Source organism: Nocardia sp. NPDC056100, from assembly GCF_042266325.1.
In the GTDB taxonomy this organism is placed as follows: Bacteria; Actinomycetota; Actinomycetes; order Mycobacteriales; family Mycobacteriaceae; genus Nocardia.
In genome coordinates, this window is the sequence record NZ_JBHJVY010000001.1 from 1,948,832 (window position 1) to 1,968,312 (window position 19,481).

At 67.1% G+C, this 19,481-nt stretch carries 21 protein-coding genes; 5 read left to right on the plus strand and 16 right to left on the minus strand.

All coding sequences use genetic code 11. The features are described from left to right. Positions 1-66 precede the first annotated feature (66 nt). Positions 67-810, plus strand: coding sequence for an LGFP repeat-containing protein (locus tag ACFC0O_RS09055; protein ID WP_375955108.1), 744 nt, complete (start codon positions 67-69; stop codon positions 808-810). 114 nt (positions 811-924) lie between these two features. Here the strand turns inward: ACFC0O_RS09055 and holA are convergent, their stop codons facing one another. The 9 genes from holA to sigI form a co-directional block, all read right to left on the minus strand. After that, positions 925-1,899 (minus strand): DNA polymerase III subunit delta, encoded by a 975-nt coding sequence (gene holA, locus ACFC0O_RS09060; RefSeq protein ID WP_364629820.1) that lies wholly within the window; start codon positions 1,897-1,899, stop codon positions 925-927. A gap of 42 nt (positions 1,900-1,941) precedes the next feature. Next, positions 1,942-3,075 carry a ComEC/Rec2 family competence protein gene (locus tag ACFC0O_RS09065; protein WP_375955110.1) on the minus strand — a complete coding sequence of 378 codons (1,134 nt, stop codon included), beginning with the start codon at positions 3,073-3,075 and terminating at the stop codon, positions 1,942-1,944. 416 nt (positions 3,076-3,491) lie between these two features. After that, on the minus strand, positions 3,492-4,736 hold the full coding sequence (locus tag ACFC0O_RS09070; RefSeq protein WP_375955112.1) for a helix-hairpin-helix domain-containing protein: 1,245 nt from the start codon (positions 4,734-4,736) through the stop codon (positions 3,492-3,494). A gap of 116 nt (positions 4,737-4,852) precedes the next feature. Beyond that, complete coding sequence (locus tag ACFC0O_RS09075; RefSeq protein WP_375955114.1) at positions 4,853-5,692, minus strand: DegV family protein; 840 nt, start codon at positions 5,690-5,692, stop codon at positions 4,853-4,855. 77 nt (positions 5,693-5,769) lie between these two features. Continuing rightward, positions 5,770-6,531 (minus strand): diglucosylglycerate octanoyltransferase, encoded by a 762-nt coding sequence (octT, locus tag ACFC0O_RS09080; protein ID WP_375955115.1) that lies wholly within the window; start codon positions 6,529-6,531, stop codon positions 5,770-5,772. Further along, complete coding sequence (locus ACFC0O_RS09085) at positions 6,521-7,180, minus strand: histidine phosphatase family protein (protein WP_375955117.1); 660 nt, start codon at positions 7,178-7,180, stop codon at positions 6,521-6,523. Before ACFC0O_RS09085 ends, octT begins: the two co-directional genes overlap by 11 nt. Then, complete coding sequence (gene rsfS / locus ACFC0O_RS09090) at positions 7,180-7,593, minus strand: ribosome silencing factor (protein ID WP_375955118.1); 414 nt, start codon at positions 7,591-7,593, stop codon at positions 7,180-7,182. Before rsfS ends, ACFC0O_RS09085 begins: the two co-directional genes overlap by 1 nt. Further along, complete coding sequence (nadD, locus tag ACFC0O_RS09095; protein ID WP_375955120.1) at positions 7,590-8,234, minus strand: nicotinate-nucleotide adenylyltransferase; 645 nt, start codon at positions 8,232-8,234, stop codon at positions 7,590-7,592. The genes rsfS and nadD overlap by 4 nt, the downstream gene beginning before the upstream one ends. A 21-nt stretch (positions 8,235-8,255) precedes the next feature. After that, positions 8,256-9,122: an RNA polymerase sigma factor SigI gene (gene sigI / locus ACFC0O_RS09100; protein WP_375955122.1), complete on the minus strand. Its 867-nt coding sequence runs from the start codon at positions 9,120-9,122 to the stop codon at positions 8,256-8,258. A gap of 125 nt (positions 9,123-9,247) precedes the next feature. On the opposite strand from sigI, the gene ACFC0O_RS09105 reads away from it, so the two are divergent. Next, positions 9,248-10,117, plus strand: coding sequence for a hypothetical protein (locus tag ACFC0O_RS09105; protein ID WP_375955124.1), 870 nt, complete (start codon positions 9,248-9,250; stop codon positions 10,115-10,117). A gap of 188 nt (positions 10,118-10,305) precedes the next feature. Next, positions 10,306-10,647, plus strand: coding sequence for a hypothetical protein (locus ACFC0O_RS09110; protein WP_375955126.1), 342 nt, complete (start codon positions 10,306-10,308; stop codon positions 10,645-10,647). A 106-nt stretch (positions 10,648-10,753) separates the two neighbouring features. Here the strand turns inward: ACFC0O_RS09110 and ACFC0O_RS09115 are convergent, their stop codons facing one another. The 6 genes from ACFC0O_RS09115 to ACFC0O_RS09140 all read right to left on the minus strand — a co-directional run bounded on the left by ACFC0O_RS09115 (position 10,754) and on the right by ACFC0O_RS09140 (position 15,989). Continuing rightward, a complete protein-coding gene (locus tag ACFC0O_RS09115) occupies positions 10,754-11,101 on the minus strand; it encodes a DoxX family protein (protein WP_364629782.1) in 348 nt (115 codons plus the stop codon). Between the two features lie 96 nt (positions 11,102-11,197). After that, positions 11,198-11,884 (minus strand): RsiV family protein, encoded by a 687-nt coding sequence (locus ACFC0O_RS09120; protein ID WP_375955128.1) that lies wholly within the window; start codon positions 11,882-11,884, stop codon positions 11,198-11,200. 99 nt (positions 11,885-11,983) lie between these two features. Continuing rightward, a complete protein-coding gene (locus ACFC0O_RS09125) occupies positions 11,984-12,310 on the minus strand; it encodes an MmcQ/YjbR family DNA-binding protein (protein WP_375955130.1) in 327 nt (108 codons plus the stop codon). Between the two features lie 10 nt (positions 12,311-12,320). Then, positions 12,321-13,769 (minus strand): VWA domain-containing protein, encoded by a 1,449-nt coding sequence (locus ACFC0O_RS09130; RefSeq protein ID WP_375956058.1) that lies wholly within the window; start codon positions 13,767-13,769, stop codon positions 12,321-12,323. Between the two features lie 46 nt (positions 13,770-13,815). Further along, complete coding sequence (locus ACFC0O_RS09135; RefSeq protein ID WP_364629771.1) at positions 13,816-14,760, minus strand: MoxR family ATPase; 945 nt, start codon at positions 14,758-14,760, stop codon at positions 13,816-13,818. Further along, complete coding sequence (locus tag ACFC0O_RS09140; RefSeq protein ID WP_375955132.1) at positions 14,721-15,989, minus strand: glutamate-5-semialdehyde dehydrogenase; 1,269 nt, start codon at positions 15,987-15,989, stop codon at positions 14,721-14,723. The genes ACFC0O_RS09135 and ACFC0O_RS09140 overlap by 40 nt, the downstream gene beginning before the upstream one ends. A gap of 193 nt (positions 15,990-16,182) precedes the next feature. Between ACFC0O_RS09140 and ACFC0O_RS09145 the strand changes: the two genes are divergently transcribed. Together ACFC0O_RS09145 and ACFC0O_RS09150 are read left to right on the plus strand one after the other, a co-directional pair. Further along, positions 16,183-17,721: an MFS transporter gene (locus ACFC0O_RS09145; RefSeq protein WP_375955134.1), complete on the plus strand. Its 1,539-nt coding sequence runs from the start codon at positions 16,183-16,185 to the stop codon at positions 17,719-17,721. A gap of 163 nt (positions 17,722-17,884) precedes the next feature. Beyond that, positions 17,885-18,742, plus strand: coding sequence for a ribokinase (locus ACFC0O_RS09150; RefSeq protein WP_375955136.1), 858 nt, complete (start codon positions 17,885-17,887; stop codon positions 18,740-18,742). 49 nt (positions 18,743-18,791) lie between these two features. Here the strand turns inward: ACFC0O_RS09150 and ACFC0O_RS09155 are convergent, their stop codons facing one another. Then, positions 18,792-19,370 (minus strand): TetR/AcrR family transcriptional regulator, encoded by a 579-nt coding sequence (locus ACFC0O_RS09155; RefSeq protein WP_375955138.1) that lies wholly within the window; start codon positions 19,368-19,370, stop codon positions 18,792-18,794. Positions 19,371-19,481: the final 111 nt, after the last annotated feature.

Consider the following 19,481-nt stretch of genomic DNA (forward strand, 5'->3'; position numbering starts at 1 on the left):
TGCGGTTGGCCGCAGGGGCCACCGGAACGTCGGGGGACGTACATACCAGCTGCATTGGGAGATCTCTTGACATCGCTGAGTCCGAAGAATTCGTCCTGGACCAGGGCGGTGGTGGCCGCGGGCGCGGTCGCGGCCGTGCTGGCGACCGGAGTGGGCACCGCTGCCGCCCGGCCGATCGGACCGTTCGATGTGGGCGGGGCGATCGAGGTCGAATACGACGGGGCGGGCGGGCCCGGGTTCTTCGGTGATCCGACCGGACCCGAAACCGATGCCGCCGCCGGCGGTAAGAAGCAGGAATTCGCGAACAACGTCTCCATCTACTGGACGCCCGCGACCGACGCGCATGCCATCGGCGGCGCGATCCGGGACAAGTGGCGCGGGGTGGGCGCGGAGTCCGGTGCGCTGAAGTACCCGACCACCGATGAGGGCGCGACCGGTAAGCCGGGGCGGTTCCAGCACTTCCAGGGCGGGTCGATCTACTGGTCCATCGGTTCGGGCACGCATGTGATCAGCGGCGCGATCCGCGATAAGTACGCCGCGGCCGGATGGGAGAACAGCCCGCTGGGCTTCCCGATCTCCGATGAGGCCAAGACCAATAAGGGCGACGGCCGCTATCAGCTCTTCGAGGGTGGCGCGATCTACACCTCGCAGAAGGGCGGCACCCGCACCATCTGGGGCGCGATCCGCGACGATTGGGTTCGCAACGGTTCGGAGAACGGCCGCTACGGCTACCCGACCAGCGATGAGTACAACTACAAGGACGGTAAGGCCCAGCAGTTCGAGGGCGGCCAAATCACCTGGGAGCCGTGAGCCGTTCGCGGCAGCAGCGATGAATTCGGCTCGGCGGAGGTGATTCCCGCCGGGCCGTTCGCATCCGCCGGTGGATTCGGCTCGGCGAGAGTGCTTCCCCCCAGGCCGTTCCGCTCAGGAGGCGGATTCTCGGAGGTCGAGGATCCGTGCGAGGGCGTGTTCCAGGGCGTAATTGGTATCGGCCGCACCGCCTTTGACGTCGGCGTTGAGCCCGGCGACGACCTTGAGGGCCTGGCCGATGGTGACTCCGGTCCAGCCGCGCGCCTGGCCCTGCGCCTTCTTCACCTTCCACGGGGGCATGCCAAGATCGCCCGCGAGTTTGAACGGGTCACCGCGGCCCGCCGAACCGACGCGGGCGATGGTGTGCACCGAATCCGCGAGCGCGTCCGCGAGCAGCACCGCCGGAACACCGCGGTCGGTGGCCCAGCGCAATGCCTCCATGGCAGCGGCGCGGTCGCCCGCCACAGCGAGGTCGGCGACATCGAATCCGGTGACCTCGGCCCTGCCGGAGTAGTAGCGGTGCACGGCGGCGACATCGACCTTGCCGCCGGTATCGGCGACCAATTGTGAAGTGGCAGCGGCCAATTCACGCAGATCGTTGCCGACCGCCTCGATAATGGCCTGCACCACATCGGCCGAGGCGCGCACATTCGCGGCGCGGAACTCATTGCGCACGAACTCGATCCGCTCGCCGGCCTTGGCGACCTTGGCGGCCTGATGCACCACCGCGCCCATCTTCTGCAATGCCGGTGCGAGCGCCTTGGCGCGCCCGCCGCCCGAATGCAGAATCACCAGCACCACGCCGTCGGGCGGTGAGGACGCGGCATCGGTGACCACCGCGACGGCATCCTTACCCGCTTCGGCCGCCGCCTCCAGCACGATCACCCGATCCTCGGCGAACAGCGAAGGACTCAGCAGCTCGGCCAACTCGGCGGTACTCGCATCCCCCGCCCGCAGCCGGTCCACCGGCATGGAATCCGGCTCCGACGTAGCAGCCCGCGCCTGCGCGGTGATCCCCGACACCGCCCGCTCGATCAACAATTCTTCATCACCGAGCACGAGATGCAGGGGCGCTGGTCGTTGGCTCACCCCGCGATCCTACGAGCCCACCCCGACAACCCCGCACCCCGGCTACGAGGGTGTGTCCGGGCGCGGTGCGCGCGGCCGGAGCCCGGCGACGAGAAGTGCGCACACCACGGCCGCGACCACACCGGAACGGATACCGGTGGGCAGCGTGACCGAAGCGCCCAGGGCCGCGAACCGCTCGGCCACGGTGAGCAGCCACCATAGCGGCGGGGCCGTGCAGTACAGCACGAGCTCCGCGAGCGGCGTCCAGCAGCAGGACAGCATCGCACCGACGGCACCCACGATGGTGATCGGCGCGATCACCGGCTCCACCAGCACATTCACCACGATCGCCACCAGACTGAGGTGCCCGGTCAACGCGACGACCACCGGCGTGGTGACCACGAACGCCGCGGCCGCCACCGCGAACGCGTCAGCCGGAATGCGCCACCACCGGTGTGCGCGAAGCCAATCCGACCACCCGGGCGCGAGCACGATGAGCCCCGCCGTCGCCAACACCGATAACGCGAACCCGGCATCCATCGCCAACCGCGGCGACCAGGCCAGGAGGACGATGATCGCCGTACACAACGCGGGCAGCGCCTGCTTCTTCCGACCCGTACACAGCGCGAGCAAGGCCACCGCACCCATGACCGCGGCCCGCAGCACACTCGGCGAGGGCCGCGCCAGAATCACGAACATCACCAGCGCGATCCCCGCCGCCACCGCCCCCACCCGCGGATCGACGGTCAACGCGCGCATCGAAACCAGCACGGCCGCAAGCAAGATCGTGATATTCGCCCCGCTGACAGCGGTCAAATGGGCCAGATCCGTCTCACGGAAACTCTCCCGCACCCGCTCCGGAAGCCGCGACGTATCCCCGATCACCAACCCCGGCAACAGTCCCGCCGCATCCCCGGGCAACGCCCGCTGCGCCGCGGTCCCGAAATCCTCCCGCATCCGCCCCGCCGCCCGCTGCCACCACGGCGGCCGCCCCACCGCCACCGGCGCACCCTCGGCCCGCAACATGGCCACGGTCAAATCCGACCGTAAAGCGTTGGCCACCCGAGCCCGAAACACCACCCGCTGCCCCGGCAACAAACCCCGCCACCCCACCTCCGGCGCCAACACCACCACCGCTCCCCCGGCGTAAACCACCTCCCCACCCGCCCGAAACTCCACCAAATCCCCCCGCAACATCACCTTCCTCCCCCCAAACTTCTTCTGCACCAACACCTTCGGATCATCAGCCACAATCAACGTGATCTCAACCCTCTCCCCCTTCCCCACCGCCCGCAACGGATGCCCGGCAACCCGCCACTCATGCCAAGCCCCCGCCCCCGCAAACCCGGCCCCCACCGAAAACGCCGCCAACATCACCCACCCCACACCCTTTCGCCACCCACCCGACCGAATCATCAACCCCCACACCCCAACCCCGAGCAACAGACACCCCACCGCGGTGCACACTCCGACCCGCCACCCACCGACGAGAGCCACAATCGTCGCGCCCCAACAACAGAACGCCGCTGGAACCAACCGAGCATCCAGCTCGTCGGGCAGCTCCCCCGCATCGCCGCCGACTTCGATACCGCGCTCACGATCCTCACCGACGGTCATACGGTCACCACCGGGCGGAGGCGGTTGAGGCGGGCGGGGCCGATGCCCTCTATTTCGGCGAGTTGGTCTATCGAGGTGAAGCGGCCGTGCTGGGTGCGCCAGGTGAGAATGGCGCGGGCGGTGACCGGGCCTACGCCGGGGAGGGTGTCGAGTTGGGCTTCGGTCGCGGTGTTGAGGTTGACCTTTTGCGGTGGGCCGGTGGTGCGGGTTGCGCCGGGGGATGTGGATGCGGGCGAAGGGGTTCCGGTGCCGTTGATTACTTTGCTGCCAACCTGTTGGGTGCCCGGGCGGGGGCCGGTGCGACCCACGATGAGTTGGTCGCCGTCGCAGAGGTGCTGGGCCAGGTTGAGGCCGGACAGGTCGGCTTCGGGGCGCGGGGTGGCCGCTTTGAGGGCGTCTGCGATGCGGGCTCCGGGCGGAAAGCGGCGCAGGCCGCCGTGCTCGACGAGGCCGATAACGCTCACCACCACTTCGCCGGTATTGGCGGGGTGCCCGTTCACCTCGGGGTCTGAATTCGGTTCAGCGGCGGGCGCTTGCGCTGCGAGCCCGCCACCCGGTGGGTTCGATCCGCCGACAGGAGCTGGCGCGGCCAATGCACCGCCCGGCGGATTCGATCCAGCCGGAAGCTGCGCGGCCGAACCACTGCCTGGCGGATTCACTCGTGCGGGCGCGGTGGTTCTGGGCACGGCGGGTTTGGGAGCGCCGGCCCGACCCGTCGTGGACGCGCCACCACCGGCATCCGAATCGGCGATGGCGCTCTCGCCCGCAACAGTGATCGGCGGAACCGCCTGCGCCACCGGCCTTTCCCGGAAGGTGAGAAGCGCCGCCAGTACTACGACCGCCACCGCGACGGCGGTCAGAACGACCGCGCCGCGCGGACCCGGGTCCCAGCGGGTGCCTCGGAACCGCTCCGGGACCAGGCGTTCATGCCAGAGCGAGACGGGACCGCAGGGTTCGGACAGCCATGCGGGAGTTGATGATCCGCTTGAACCGCCGCGTTCGCGGTCCGAAGGGGCCCACTCGTCCCGGTCTACGGAGTGCCCGGCCTCGGCGGGGTCGGTGTCCCAGCCGTCGGATTCGCAACTTCTGACCGTGCGGCGGGGCGGGGTGAGGGAATCGTCGTTCCAGCGGGGTGGATGGGGTGGGATGGGCGCGAATTCTGCTGGCGCGGTGGGTGGTTGGGGGTGGGTGAGGCCGCCGAGGCGGCGGCTGACCTCGCTGCGTTCGTCGGTTTTCGGCATGGGAGCGACGGTATGGGTCGCGCCGGATCAGGCCGTGGGAGCGACCTGGGGTTTCGGTCGGCCTGTGGATGGATTTCCGGTTGTGGACAACCGGATTCCGCTCGGGTTAGCGCTGGTCAGCCGCAGCCGCCCGGCACGACGAGCGCGCCGACCGCGCCCATGCCGAGATGTACTCCGAGAGTTGGCCCGAACTCGGTGACGATGAGTTCGCGGATGCCGGGGATCAGATCGCGGAGTTGACCGGCGACGGTGTTCGCCGCTTCCTCCGCGCCGAGGTGCTGCACCGCAACGGTGGCGCCGTCGTCTCCGGCCGCGTCCACCGCCGCCGCGACGAGTTTGGCGAAGGCTTTGGACCGGGTACGGGCCTTCTCGCGCAATTCCAGCCGTCCGTCGACGATCTGCAGGATCGGCTTGGTAACCAGCTCGGTGCCGAAGAACGCTGCCGCCGTGCTCAATCGGCCGCCGCGGCGCAATTGCTCGGTGCGGTTGACCACGATGAACGCCCGTCCCCGACTGGCGGCCGAGACGGCCGCGTCGTAGACGATATCGAGCGGCGCACCGGTGCGCGCCCGGCGAGCCGCGGCCAGCACGGGCAGGCCCGTGCCCAGCCCGGCGCTGAGTGAATCGACCAGTCGCACCTTGTCGGAGTCCATATCGCGCACGGCCTGCCGCCCGGCCTCCCAGGTGCCGGACAGCTGCCGCGAAATATGCACGGCGACAACGCCATCCCCGCCACTGAGTTCGAGTGCCTGTTCGTACACCGCTTTCAGATCACCCGGTGACGCCCCCGAGGTGGTCACCGTGGACGAGCTGTAGTCGATATCGCACTCGTCCACACCTTCCCGGATTTCCCGGTCGTCGACGAGGATGTGCAGCGGCACCGCGAGCACGCCGAGTTCCCTGGCGAGTTCGGCGGGCAGGCTGGCCGACGAATCGGTGACCACCACCACGGGCATCGGCTAGCGATCCCCCTCGCGCGCAATGCCTTTCACGCGATTCGAGCCGAGCGGGCTCGTTCTGCCGTACGAGCCCGTCATGCAGTCCGAACCTCGCGGGATGTCGCCTCGGAGAGCGCCTTGACCATGGCCTGCGCCACCGCGACGTGCCCTTCCCAGCCCCAGTGGATACCGTCCAGATTGGCCTCACCGTGGAAGACGTTCTCGCGCACGGCTTCTCCGAGATCGACCAGCGGAATCGAATGGGTGTCAGCCCATTTCGTGACCGCCTTGACCATGGGTTCGCGTCCACTGTGATGCCGGGCGTACGCATCGCACTGATGCACCGAGGGCAGCACCGCCACCATGGGAAGCTCGGGCCGCAACCCCGCCAGCGCGTTTCGCGACTGCTCGAGATAGTCGACGCTCACCGACGGCGGCAGCGCCACCGGCCAGCCGAGCGGGGAAAGCTTGGGCTGCACCCAGTTGTACGCGGTGCGCACCTGCCGCCGCGCGAAAGACGGTCGCACATAACGGATCAGCTCGCGCAACGCGGTCGGCAACGGCGACGGCAGCGAATCCATGCCGCCGGTCGCGAATACCACCGCTCCCGCGCGCGGCACGGTCGCCCACACCCGCGGATCGCCGATCAGCGCCCAGTAGGCGTCCCGGCAGGTCCACCCGATGCGCGCCACCAATTCCACATCCCAGCCCAGTTCGGCCGCAACGAGATTCGGCCAGATGCGCGGATGGTCCGCCGCCAGCCCGCCTTTGGGCCCGAAGTAGGACAGCGAGTCGGCGATGACCAGCAGCACCGGCCGTTCGCCGGAGGCTTGCTGTTCGGGGGTGTCAGAGGACATCGGGAGCTACCTTCGCCAGCGCGTTCCATACATCGAGACGCCAGCCGGGCCGGTCGAGACTCGGACCGTGGCTGGTCAACTGCACCCAGCTGGTGTTGGCGAGCCCGCCCAGGGCCGGCCAGTTCACCGGCGGGAGGTCGAGGATCGCCGCGGTCAGCGCCGCGATCAATCCGCCGTGCGCAACCAGGATGATGGTACGGCCGGGCCAGTCGGGGCGCTCGGTGAACAGTTCGTGCACCACGGGCAGTGCGCGAGCGCCCACTTGGAGTTTGGATTCACCACCGGGCGGGGTGAAGGTGGCGTCCATCCGCCATTCCTTGCGCGCTCCGGGTGCGAGGGCGTCGACCTCGTGATGGGTCAACCCCTCCCACTGTCCGAGATCGGTTTCGCGCAGCCGGATATCGGTGGTCACCGGCAGTCCGGCGTGTTCACCGACGCACAGCGCGGTGTCGTGCGCGCGCCGCAAGTCCGAGGAGATGATGGCCAGGACATCGCTGGACGCCATATCCGGTGCGCAGTCCTTGGCCTGGCGACGGCCGACATCACTGAGTTCGGTGTCGATCTGGCCCTGCATGCGATCGGTGGCGTTCCATTCGGTTTGCCCGTGCCGCAACAGGATCAAACGGCGGACGCCGGCAAGCTTGCTCACTACTCGGCTCCGGCCTCGTCGTCTCCGGCCTCGGCGGCCTTCGCGCGCTGATCTTCCAGACCTGCGACCGGCACCTGCGGGCAGTCCTTCCAGAGCCGTTCCAGGCCGTAGAAGTCGCGCTCGTCATTGTGCTGGATGTGGATGACGATCTCGACGTAGTCGAGCAGCGCCCAGCGGCCCTCGCGGGTGCCCTCGCGGCGCACCGGCTTGTATCCGGCCTCGCGCAGCTTGTCCTCGACATTGTCGACGATCGCGTTGACCTGGCGCTCATTGGGCGCGGACGCGATCACGAAGCAGTCGGTGATCACCAGCTGCTCGGACACGTCCAGAATCACGACGTCCGATGCCAGTTTCTCGTCGGCCGCCAATGCGGCCACCGTTGCCATCTTCACCGCTTCGACGGATGCGCTCACCCTGTTGCTACCTTCCCGTTGCTGTCCGGCACATACAGGTGCCGCTTAGATATGTATTGCACGACCCCGTCGGGGACGAGGTACCACACCGGCCGGCCTTCACTGGCCCGCCTTCTGCATTCGCTGGACGAGATCGCCAACGCCGGGATCTCGATCATGGTGACGGCGTCGGCGGGGTAGTTGCGGAGATGGTCGGCCAGATGGTCGATGTTCAATTCGTACCCCGGACGACTCACTCCGACGAATTTCGCCAGTTCGAACAGTTCGGCCCAATCCTGCCAGGTGAGGATGCTGGCCAGCGCGTCGGCACCGGTGATGAAGTAGAGATCCGCTTCGGGATACTGTTCGCGCAGCTCACGCAGGGTGTCGACGGTGTACGTCTTCTTCCCGCGGTCGATATCGGTGCGGCTGACCGAGAAGCTGGGATTGCTCGCGGTGGCGATGACGGTCATCAGATAGCGGTCTTCCGCGGAGCTGACGTACTTGTCGGCCTTCTGCCAGGGCTGCCCGGTCGGGACGAAAACCACTTCGTCCAGCGCGAACCGATTAGCCACCTCACTGGCCGCGACCAAGTGCCCGTGGTGGATGGGGTCGAAGGTGCCGCCCATCACCCCTAGCTTGCGGCGCCCGTTCGTATGCACAAAACCCGAGCTTACCGGGGGCTATCCGGAACCGGGCGCAGCGGCGGCTCGCCCGGGGTCAACAGTGGTGTCGATGCGCCGGATCAGGCCGTCGGCCAGTGTCAGCTTCAGTGCCGCGAACAGGCGTTGCTCGCGGAAGGCGAGCAGTACCGGGTTGGCGGCGGGGTATGAGACCAGGGTGGTGTGCGGGCCGTAGAACCGGATCAGGTTGTCGGCCACATTGTTCGGACCCTGTGTGATGACGGGTGCGAGTCCGGACTCGGCGGTGAAGGCGACCCGCCCCCACGCCTGCGGGTGCAGGACGTCGAGCAGTTCGGTGAGGTCGCCGCCCGCGCAGGCGGCGATGAAGCGTTCGGTGACACGCCGATGCTCGTTCTTCTCGATGAAATTCAGCCCCGCTTCGGCGGCGATCTTGAGCCGGGCCCGCCGCGCCAATTGCCGGCAGGTACCGGCCGGCTTGCCGAGGGTTTCGGCGATGTCCTCGAACCGCATGCCGAAGACATCGTGCAGTACGAAGGCCACCCGCTCGGCCGGGCTCAACCGTTGCAGTAGGAGCAGTAGCGCCAATTGCACTTCGTCATCGAGGGTTACGCGGTCCGCGGGTGAGGCGGGATCGGTGAACGCCGCCAGCGCCACCGCCGGATCGCCCGGGAATTCATGGCGCACCCGGGCACTGCGCAGCACATCGAGACAGAGTCGGCTCGTCACCACCGTGAGCCAGGCCCGTGGATCCTCGATGCTGCCCGGCGCGGCGAGCGCGAACCGCATGAACGCTTCCTGCACAGCGTCTTCGGCTTCATCCACCGTCCCCAGCATGCGATACGCCAGATCGACCAGATAGGCGCGATCGGCCCGCCAAGTGTTGATGAGTGCGTCAGACACGGTCACATCTCCAGGACGAGACAGCCCCTCGAATAGTTACCGATTCCGCCGGTAACTTCCCGGACCCGTGCCCCGTCCTTGCCTCTAGTGGGATTTCACCAACGAACTCCCGTAGCTCGAACGGAACCATCATGGGCCACAACACTCTTCGCCGCCGACTACGCGTCTTCCTCACAGCGGCAGCCCTCACAGCCTGGGTCCTGGCAACCAACGCCATCCCCCACCCGGCCTCCGCCGCCGACCCCATCGATTCCTACCTCGGCGTCTGGAACTACACCCACCCCGACCGCGCCGCCGGAACGAATATCGCAAGCCTGGACATCCCCGTCCCCGTCCAATTCCCCCAAATCGGCACGGTCACCTTCGCCCGCGAGCCCGGCGGTGTCACCGGCACCAGCGACCAGGGCTGCACCTGGCACTTCATCCCCGCCCCCGACGGTTTCGCCCTCCGAGACCCCACCCAATCCTGCTTCAACAAGGTAATCGGCTCGTCCTACACCATGACTGTCTGGAACATCCGATTCCAAGGCGACCACGCCTCCGAAACCATCCACGCCATCAGCCACCAACCACTAGGCGACATAGGCTTCACCCTCCCCAGAGGCGAACGCCAACGCGCAAACACCACCCCCCGCCAGGAAACCCTCCAATCCCTAACCGGCACTTGGACCTACACCCCCGCGAACGTCCTAACCGGCGTAAACACCCTGAACTGGTTCACCGCCCCCACCCCCCAAACCGGCACAATCCACATCACCCCGGCCCCTGCCAACCAAATCCACGTAGCAACCCTCGAAAACGGCTGCACCTGGACCCTGTCAGCAGATGGCAACACCGCCGAACTCTCCCCACCCACCCAAACCTGCCAAACCCCCAAAGGCCAACTAACCATGACCTTCTGGGCCATAAGCAGCAACGGCACCACCCAACACTCTGTAGCCGCAGGCCAATCCCCCGACGGCACCCAGTTCCAACTGACCACAGGCGAACTCACCCACTGACGATCGAGATATCCACTCGGCCGGAACGTCAGAAGTGGTTGTCTCGTAGGGTCGGGTTTTGCACATCGATCCTGGAGGTGTTTGTGGCTTGGAGTCGATCTCTGCTTGGGGCTGTCGGTTTGGTTGTCGGTTTGGTGGGTGCGACGGGGACTTCGTGGGCTGATCCGGTCACCACCGTGAATCCCGCGATGACTCTCGGCGGAGGATTGGTGCCCTGTTTCGGGCAGGTGCGGGGGTTTTATGATCCGGCGCGGGATTTCTATGGGGATCAGGTGATGTGGATTCGGGCGGAATTCACCACGCTCGCATCGGGTTCCGGGGGATGTGCGGTTAATGCGACGGTGAGTTGGTGGAATCTTGATACCGGGGCGAGTGCGGTCAATCCGGTTGTGCCGCTGGGGGATGACGGTAGTCATACCGCGCTGTGGGTTCCGGTGTGGACCGGGAAGGTGCCGGGGCGGATCGAGGTCACCATCGATACCGATCAGCCGCATATCGCCGGGCACGGGAGCTTTGTGATCTCGGGATAGCCTGTGCCACAGGTGAAATGACGGCGACCGGGTAATGGTGGCGGCGAGACAGCCGCGCCACCATTACCCGGTCGGCGTTGGTTCGGATCGGAGACCGCGGGCGTTCTCAGGCGGCGGCGCCCAGGCCCACCGCGACCGCTACGGGGATCAGGTACAGCAGTGGGAAGGCGACGGTCTTGTATGAGCGGGCGCGCAGGACGGTGATGACCGCACCGGCGAAGTAGAGGATCAGGCCGATGGCGGCGGCGATGCCGATGGCGGGAATGAACAGGCCCACGATCAGGCCGATCGCGCCGAGGGCCTTGGCCACTCCCAGCGGAGCCCACCACGACTGCGGCACACCGTATTCGATCAGCGGGTCGACCACGAACGGCGCCTTGCGCAGCAGCGAGAACGCCGAGAAGCCGACCCAGGCGGCGGCGACGATGGTGACGATGATGTAGGCGGTGTTCATGGCGTCTTCTCGATTTCTGTTGATGGGCCCTCGTTTCGGGCCGGTTCATCAAGAGGACGACGCAGCGTGCCGGGGTGTGACATCGAGGTCTCGGGATCAGGCGACCAGTGCCTTCATCTGCGGAGACAACACCGACGACAGGGCCGACCACGGCACGGTGATGACGATGTTTCCGGCCGCGTGCGAACCGATTTCACCGAAGTAGATCCGCATGCCACCCGAATCGACCGCCCAATTGCGGTAGTTGTCGACGGTCGGCAGAATGCCGTCCTTGTAGTAGGTGTCACCCGCGTTCGTCTTGGGGACGAGGATGGCGGCCTGCTTCGACAGCACGGTCAAGCCCGCGTTCAAGTCCGTGAAGACATCCTGAAGTTGAATGGCCTTACCGCTGTCGAGGCTGGTGGTGTGGGTGGTGAAGTCCTCGTAGGGATGTGCGGCGTGTTCGGCGAAGTAGTTGACCCCGAGTTTGGCGCTCAAGAGGTGCGGCCCGACGTACGTGAAGTTCACCGAGGTGGACAGGTTGAGCGTCGGGGTGACCTTGGCGATGTACCCGTCGGCGGCCCCGCGCAGCGAACTGTTGAACTCATCGCGCGCGGCGAGGTAGGGCCCGTCCACACCGTCGATATCGGTACGCGGCACGGAGACCTTGTAGTTGCTCCCCGTCAGCGTGTACTCCGACATGCGGAACCCGGTGTCGGCGTGCGCGATCACCGTCGCGGCGGATGCGGTCAGCCCCGCCAGCACGGCGGCGGTGAGCAGGTGGGCGAGGGCACGGCGTCGCATATCAGGCTCCGGATCGGCGCGGCCGGACCAATTCCGGCGTTGCCCGGTACATTCCCGGTCCCCGCCAATGAATCACCAATGACCCACCAACGACGCAGATCAGGGCCGCTTGGACTTCGGCAGCTTCGCGACGATGGCGTCGTAGGAGGCGTCGATGAGCTCGAGCAACTCGTCCTCGGGCACCTTGCCCCCGACCTTCACCGAAACCCACCCGTACCGCCCGATATACGCCGAGAGCGAGACATCATCGGGATAGATGGCGATCAGCTCATCGGCCTCGGGCTTACTACCGCACTTGAGCGTCACAGCCGCCCCGCTCCCGACGAACGCGAAGATCTTGTCCCCCACCTTGGCGACCACATCGCCCTCCCACGGTTCGTCCTGCCAGGCACCGGGTTTCGCGAGGCAGTAGGTCAGGAGATCCATGGGTGGCTCCTCAGACGGGTAGTAGGCGGCCGACTACGGCGGTGAGTTGGCGGGCGGAGCGGCATTCGTGCATCTCGATCACTTCCGCGTATTTCTTGGCGGCGGAATCGCCGGTGCCCCACATCTTTTCGGCTTCGGGGTTGAGCCAGTAGGCGTGTTTGGCGACGGCTACCAGGTCGGCCAGGGTGCCCAGGGCCGGATCGCGGTAGTTGTTGCGGGCATCGCCGAGGATGAGCAGGGAGGTGCGGCTGGTGACGGCGTCGGGGAAGTTCTCGGCGAAACCTTCCAGGGCGGAGCCGTAGTCGGAGTGGCCTTCGATGCCCACGACATCGGCTTCGGTGAAGATGCGGCGGGTGATCTGATCCAGCGGGGTCACCGAGTCGAAGAGCTTGGTCACCTCGTCGGAGCGGTCAACGAACGCGAAAATGCGGACGCGGGAGAACTGTTCGCGCAGCGCGTTCACCAGCACCATGGTGAAGCTGGAGAAACCGGCCACCGACCCCGAGATATCGCACAGCAGAACGAGATCGGGGCGGCCGGGCCGGGGTTTGCGGGTCACCAGGTCGATGGGAACACCGCCGGTGGACATGGATTTGCGCAGCGTCTTGCGCAGATCGATCTCACCGCGACGGGAGCGGCGACGACGAGCGGCCAAGCGGGAGGCCAGGATTCGAGCCAGGCGCTGACTGGAGCGGCGCAGATCGTCGAGTTCGTTCTGCGAGATGCGCAGGAAGTCGGCGTCTTCGGCCTGCCGCGCGACACCATAGGTGGCGACGCGCTCGCGGCCGATGCGCTCGGCGACGCGGCGGCGGGTTTCGGCTTCGACGGTGCCGCGGAACCCCTTGATGCGCTGACGCGCGGTGCGCCGGGCGACCTCGGTGTCGAAATCGGAGTTGTCCATACCCGCGGTGAGACCGGCGAGCAGTTTGGCCACCAGGATTTCGGGCTGTAGATCCTTCAACGTCTGATACGCGGAGAACGACGGACCGCCCGCCGCCTGATACTGGCCCATCTGCTCGACCATCTGCGCCGCCAGCGCCTGCAGCTGACGCTCCTGCTCACCGGACGGGTCCTGAACCAGCAACTCCGCCAGCATCTTTCGCAGCTCGATAATGTCGACGGCCCCATTGGGCTTCAACGGGATCTCGACCTCTTCGGCCCCGACGCGCTCACCGAGTGCGGCCGGGAACCACAGATCGAACAGGCCGTCGTAGGTGGCGCGCTGGGTGGTGCGGCGCAGCAGCGCACACGCCAGCCCCTCCCGCAGCGCTTCCCGATCCATCAGATCCAGCACGGTGACAACCTGTGCGGCGTCGACGGTTTCGGACGGCCCGACCGGAATCCCCCTGGCGCGCAACGCCTCCACGAACCCCACCAGATGTCCGGAGAATCCGTACTCGGCGGTGGGCTCGGATGTCGTGGGTGGTTTGGCGGCGGGCGCACCGCTCACCGCGCGCATGGCCGCGGAGACCAGCCCGCGGGATTTGTTCGACGAGCCGGCCATCTCAGGCCAGCTTCAGCTCGGACTGCGCACGCAGATGGTCGGCCTGATGTTTGAGCACCACGCCGAGCGTCGCACGCACCGTCTTCTCGTCCAGATCCTTTGCGCCCAAGGCGATCAGCGTGCGCGCCCAGTCGATGGACTCGGCGACCGAGGGCAGCTTCTTGAGCTGCATACCGCGCAGCACATGCACGACCCGCACCAGCTGTGCGGCCACGGCGGGCTTGAGCTCGGGCACCCGGCTGGCCAGAATGCGGCGCTCGAGATCCTCATCCGGGAAGTCGATGTGCAGGTACAGGCAGCGCCGCTTCAGAGCCTCGGACAGCTCGCGGGTGGCATTGGAGGTCAGCACCACGAACGGTTTGCGGGTCGCGGTGATGGTGCCCAATTCCGGGACGGTGACCGAGAAGTCGCTCAGAATCTCGAGCAGCAGGCCCTCGATCTCGACGTCGGCCTTATCGGTCTCGTCGATGAGCAGCACGGTCGGCTCGGTGCGCCGGATGGCGGTGAGCAGCGGCCGCGAGAGCAGGAATTCCTCGGTGAAGACGTCGGCTTTGGTTTCGGCCCAATCGTTTTCCGAGGTCGCCTGAATGCGCAGGATCTGCTTGGCGTGATTCCACTCGTAGAGCGCACGCGATTCGTCCACGCCCTCATAGCATTGCAGGCGCACCAGTTCCGCGCCCGCGACCTCGGCGACCGCCTTGGACAACTCGGTCTTGCCGACACCGGCCGGACCCTCGATGAGCAGTGGTTTGCCGAGCCGGTCCGCGAGGAAAACCGAAGTGGCGGTGGCCTTATCGGCCAGGTAGCCGGTTCCGGCCAGGCGTTCGATCACATCGTCGACCGATGCGAAGATCGGCTCCTGGATCGGTGCTGTAGAAGCCACGGGTGCTGCCTTTCCTCGAAGTGCTAGACGGGCCGGATCTGGCCGTCGCCCCACACGATCCATTTGGTGGAGGTCAGTTCCGGCAGGCCCATGGGGCCGCGCGCGTGCAATTTCTGCGTGGAGATGCCGATCTCCGCGCCGAAGCCGAACTGCTCACCGTCGGTGAACGCAGTCGAAGCATTGACCATGACGGCGGCGGCGTCCACCCGGCCGGTGAATTCACGGGCGGCCTTGAGGTCGCCGGTGACAATGGCTTCGGTGTGGCCGGTGCCCCAGTGATTGATGTGCTCGACGGCGGCATCCAGATCGGGGACGACCTTCAGCGCGATATCGAGGGAGAGGTACTCATCCGCCCAGTCGGTATCGGTGGCGGGCACCAGACCGGGCAGATCACCGTGAATGGTGACGCCGCTGGTCTCCAGCGCCTTGATCAGGCGCGGTACGGCCGTCTCGGCGATGGCCGCGTCGATGAGCACCGTCTCGGCGGTATTGCAGACGCTCGGCCGCCGGGTCTTGGCATTGATCAGAATCGATTCGGCCATATCCAGATCGGCATCGCGATGTACGAAGATATGGCAGTTACCGGTGCCGGTCTCGATGGTCGGCACCAGGGCATCGCGCACCACGGCGTTGATCAGGCCCGCGCCGCCGCGCGGAATGACCACGTCGACCAGTCCGCGCGCCTGGATCAGATGGGTGACGCTGGAACGGTCGTCGGCGGGCAGCAACTGCACCGCGTCCTCCGGAAGGCCCTGCGCCGCAAGCGCTTCGCGCAGCACGGTCACCAGCGCCACATTCGAGCGCACCGCCGAGGAGGAACCGCGCAGCAGCGCCGCGTTGCCCGACTTCAAGGTCAGCCCGAAGGCGTCGACGGTGACATTCGGGCGAGCCTCGTACACCATGCCGACCACGCCGAGCGGGACGCGCGTCTGCCGGATCTCCAGGCCATTGGGCAGCGTCGAACCGCGCACCACATCGCCCACCGGATCGGGCAGCCCGGCGACCTGCCGCAGTCCGGACGCGATGCCGTCGATGCGGGCCTCGGTCAGGCGCAGCCGGTCGAGTTGGGCTTCCGCGGTGCCTCCGGCCCGGGCGATCTCGATGTCCTCGCCATTGGCGATGAGCAGACGATCCTTGGCGGCGAGCAGCGCGTCGGCCGCGGCGTGCAGTGCGGCATCCTTCTGCGCGGTGGTGAGCTGGGCGAGCGTGCGCGACGCCACCCGGGCTCGGCGCGCCGCGGCATGCACCACCTCGCGGACGTCGTCCAGTTCAGTGGTGGTCGAGACAGTCATGGCTACAGCGTACTTACCGCCGGGTACTGCCTATATACCCGGCCCGAACGGCTATTTCGGCGACCCGGCGGGCCACGTGGCGCGGCGGTCTCGACCCGAACTCCCCGCCGCTCGTCCCGGGCCGTACACACCGGCCGACCCGGACTATTTCCCGCGACCGGCGAGTATCGGCGGCGCGGGCTACCGTGACCACATGACCGCGAGCATTCGTCTCTCGTCCGCTGCCGGACGCTGGGTTCTCCTGGCAACGGTGCTCGGTTCCGGAATGGCGATGCTCGACGCCACCGTCGTGAATGTGGCGCTGCCCAGGATCGGTGACGAATTCGGCGCCTCGATGGCCGGATTGCAGTGGACCGTCAACGCCTATTCGCTCACCCTCGCGGGTTTGATTCTGCTGGGCGGTGCGCTCGGCGACCGGTACGGCCGCCGCCGCGTATTCATCATCGGCGTCATCTGGTTCGGGCTGGCCTCGGCGCTCTGCGGTGCGGCACAGGATATTTCGATGCTGATCGCGGCGCGGGCGCTACAGGGCGTCGGCGGGGCGCTGTTGACGCCCGGGTCGCTGGCGATCATCCAGGCGTCCTTCGAACCCCAGGATCGTGCCCGCGCGGTCGGAGCGTGGTCGGGGCTCGGCGGTGTGGCGGGCGCGATCGGCCCGTTCCTGGGCGGCTATCTGGTCGAGTACGCGGGCTGGCGCTGGGTGTTCCTGCTGAATGTCCCACTGGCGCTGGTGGTTATCGCCGTCGCCGCCAAACATGTGCCCGAGACCTACGATTCGCGCGCGCACGGGAAATTCGATGTGCTCGGCGCGGCGCTGGCCGCGCTGTGCCTGGCCGGGATAACGTACGCGCTCACCACCGCACCGGAACGAGATGCCAACCTGGCCTTGGTGATCGGCAGCGCGGTGCTGGGCGTCGCGGCCGGAATCGCCTTCGTACTGCTCGAACGCCGTCGCTCGGCCCGCGATGACGGCCCCTCGCCGATGGTGCCGGTGGATGTCTTCGCCTCCAAGCAGTTCACGGCGATCAACGCGGTCACCTTCGTGCTGTACGGCGGGATGAGCGTGGTGTTCTTCCTGCTGGTGCTCACCTTGCAGGTGGTTTCGGGCTTCAGTCCGATCGCGGCGGGCACCGCGCTGCTGCCCGGCACGATTCTCATGCTGCTGTTCTCGGCGCGGGCGGGTGCGCTCGCGCAGAAGATCGGCCCGCGTAAGCCGATCACCGCAGGTGTGCTGCTGGCCGCGCTCGGCATGCTGTTGATGACCCGCATCGGTGAGCACTCCTCGTATGTGACCGTGGTGCTGCCCGCCGCCATCGTGTTCGGTATCGGCCTGACGCTGGCGGTCGCACCGCTGACCGCCACCGTGCTGGCCACCGCCGACGAACGGCATGCGGGCGTGGCCAGCGGGGTCAACAACGCGGTGGCGCGTGCGGCCGGTTTGCTTGCGGTGGCGGCGATTCCGCCGCTGGCGGGGCTCACCGGCGACGCCTACAGCAATCCCTCGACCTTCCAGCACGGCTTCCGCATCGCCCTGCTGACCTGCGTGGTGCTGGTGGTGGCAGCGGCCGTACTGACCTTCTTCACCGTGCGCGATGACGCGCTGGCCACCGCGCCGCCCGCCGCCGAACCGCAGTGCAAAGTGCACTGCGCGATCGGCGCTCCCCCGCTGGAACCCGGTCGCGGCGTCCAATCCCCGGGCGGGCGAACCGAATCCACGGGTACCGGCCAGTAACGCGATAGTCGATACGGGCATCGCGCGCTCAGCGCTCGGCCTGCGGCTCGGTGGCCGGATCGAACAGGGAAAATTTAACTTCCTAGAAGATTTTTCTTCTCTTGCGAAGAGATAAAGAAGAAGGTGCACGGTTGTCAACACTTCGGCGACTACCGTGACGCTCATGGCGCGGATTGTGGTGGTGGGCAGCATCAATATGGATCTGGTGACGACCGTGGGGCGGCGGCCGGAACCCGGCGAGACGGTGTCCGGGGAGAGCTTCGCGCTGGTGCCCGGCGGGAAAGGGTCGAATCAGGCCATCGCGGCGCGGCGGGCCGGTGGCTCGGTGGGGTTCGTCGGCGCGGTCGGGGATGACGTTTTCGCCGATGAGCTGCGCGGGGTGCTTTCCGATGCGGGAGTGGAGGTTTCGCGACTGCGGCGATTGAGCGGGGCCAGCGGGGTGGCGGCGATCATCGTGGATTCCGGTGGCGAGAACAGCATTATCGTGGTGGGCGGGGCCAATGCCCGGATGACAGCGCTGGATGTCGGGGATCTCGAGGCCATCGCGCAAGCCGATGTACTGCTGTGCCAGTTGGAGATTCCGCTGCCAACCGTGCTGCGGGCGGCTCGGCACGCGCGGGCCAATGACACCGTGGTGATTCTGAATCCCTCACCGGTGCGCGAACTTCCGGATGAGCTGTGGGCCGAGATCGATATCGCGGTGGTGAACGAGGGTGAGGCGGCTCAGCTCGGCGCGGTCCTGGATTGTGTTCCGCATGTGATCACCACGCTGGGCGCGGACGGGGCGATCTATCGCGGTCCGGACGGAATCACGCTGCCGCAGCCGGGAGTTCGGGTCGAGGTGGTCGATACCACCGGAGCCGGGGATACGTTCACCGGTGCGCTCGCGGCGCATTGGCACGAGGGTCCGGAGATCGCGCTGGCCTGGGCGTGCACGGCGGGTGCGCTGGCCACCACGAAACTCGGTGCGAGCGTATCGATTCCGACGCAGCGCGAGATCGAGCGGCTACTGTCCCGCTGATCCCGATGCTCGCGCGATCCCGGCGTCCGTACCGGTTCACGCGGGGGCTTCAGGCGGCCGAGATCTTCTTGCCGGTATGCATGCTGACCAGGTCCGCGAGTTGTTTTCCGGCGCGCTCCAGCGGATCGGTGGAGCGGGTGGCCAGGGACATGACGACCGCGCCTTCGACGGCCGCCACGATGGTGGTGGCCAGGGAGCGCGCGGTCTCCGGGGCGACCGATTCGGCTTCGAGGCGTTCGGCCAGGATGCCTTCCCATTCGATGAAGGTCTCCCCCGCCACATCTGCGGCCTCCGGAGACTCCGAGCGGCCCAGGGCCGCGGCCACGATCGGGCAGCCCGCGGTGAAATCGCTGGCGACCACGACCTCGCGCCACATGGCGGGGAAGGCGGCGATGACGGTGGCCAGGTCGGTGCCCGCGGTGAGGGTGCGCATGAGCGCGCTCGACGCCTGACCGGCGGTGCGGGTGGCCTCGGCGATGAGTTCGGATTTGCCGCCGGGGAAGTTCAGGTAGACCGAGCGCCGGGAGATGCCGCTGTGCTCGAGTAATTGGGCGATTCCGGTTCCGGCGATCCCTTTGCAGCGCATGAGGGCGATGGCGCTGTCGATGAGGCGGTCGCGGGCTCCCATGGACTACATCCTTTCTTGCTGTATACCGATCGGTGTACTACCGTCCGAGATATACCGATTGGTCTACCATTGCCAGTGTAGACCGCCGCCACTGACTCGACGACGAATCGG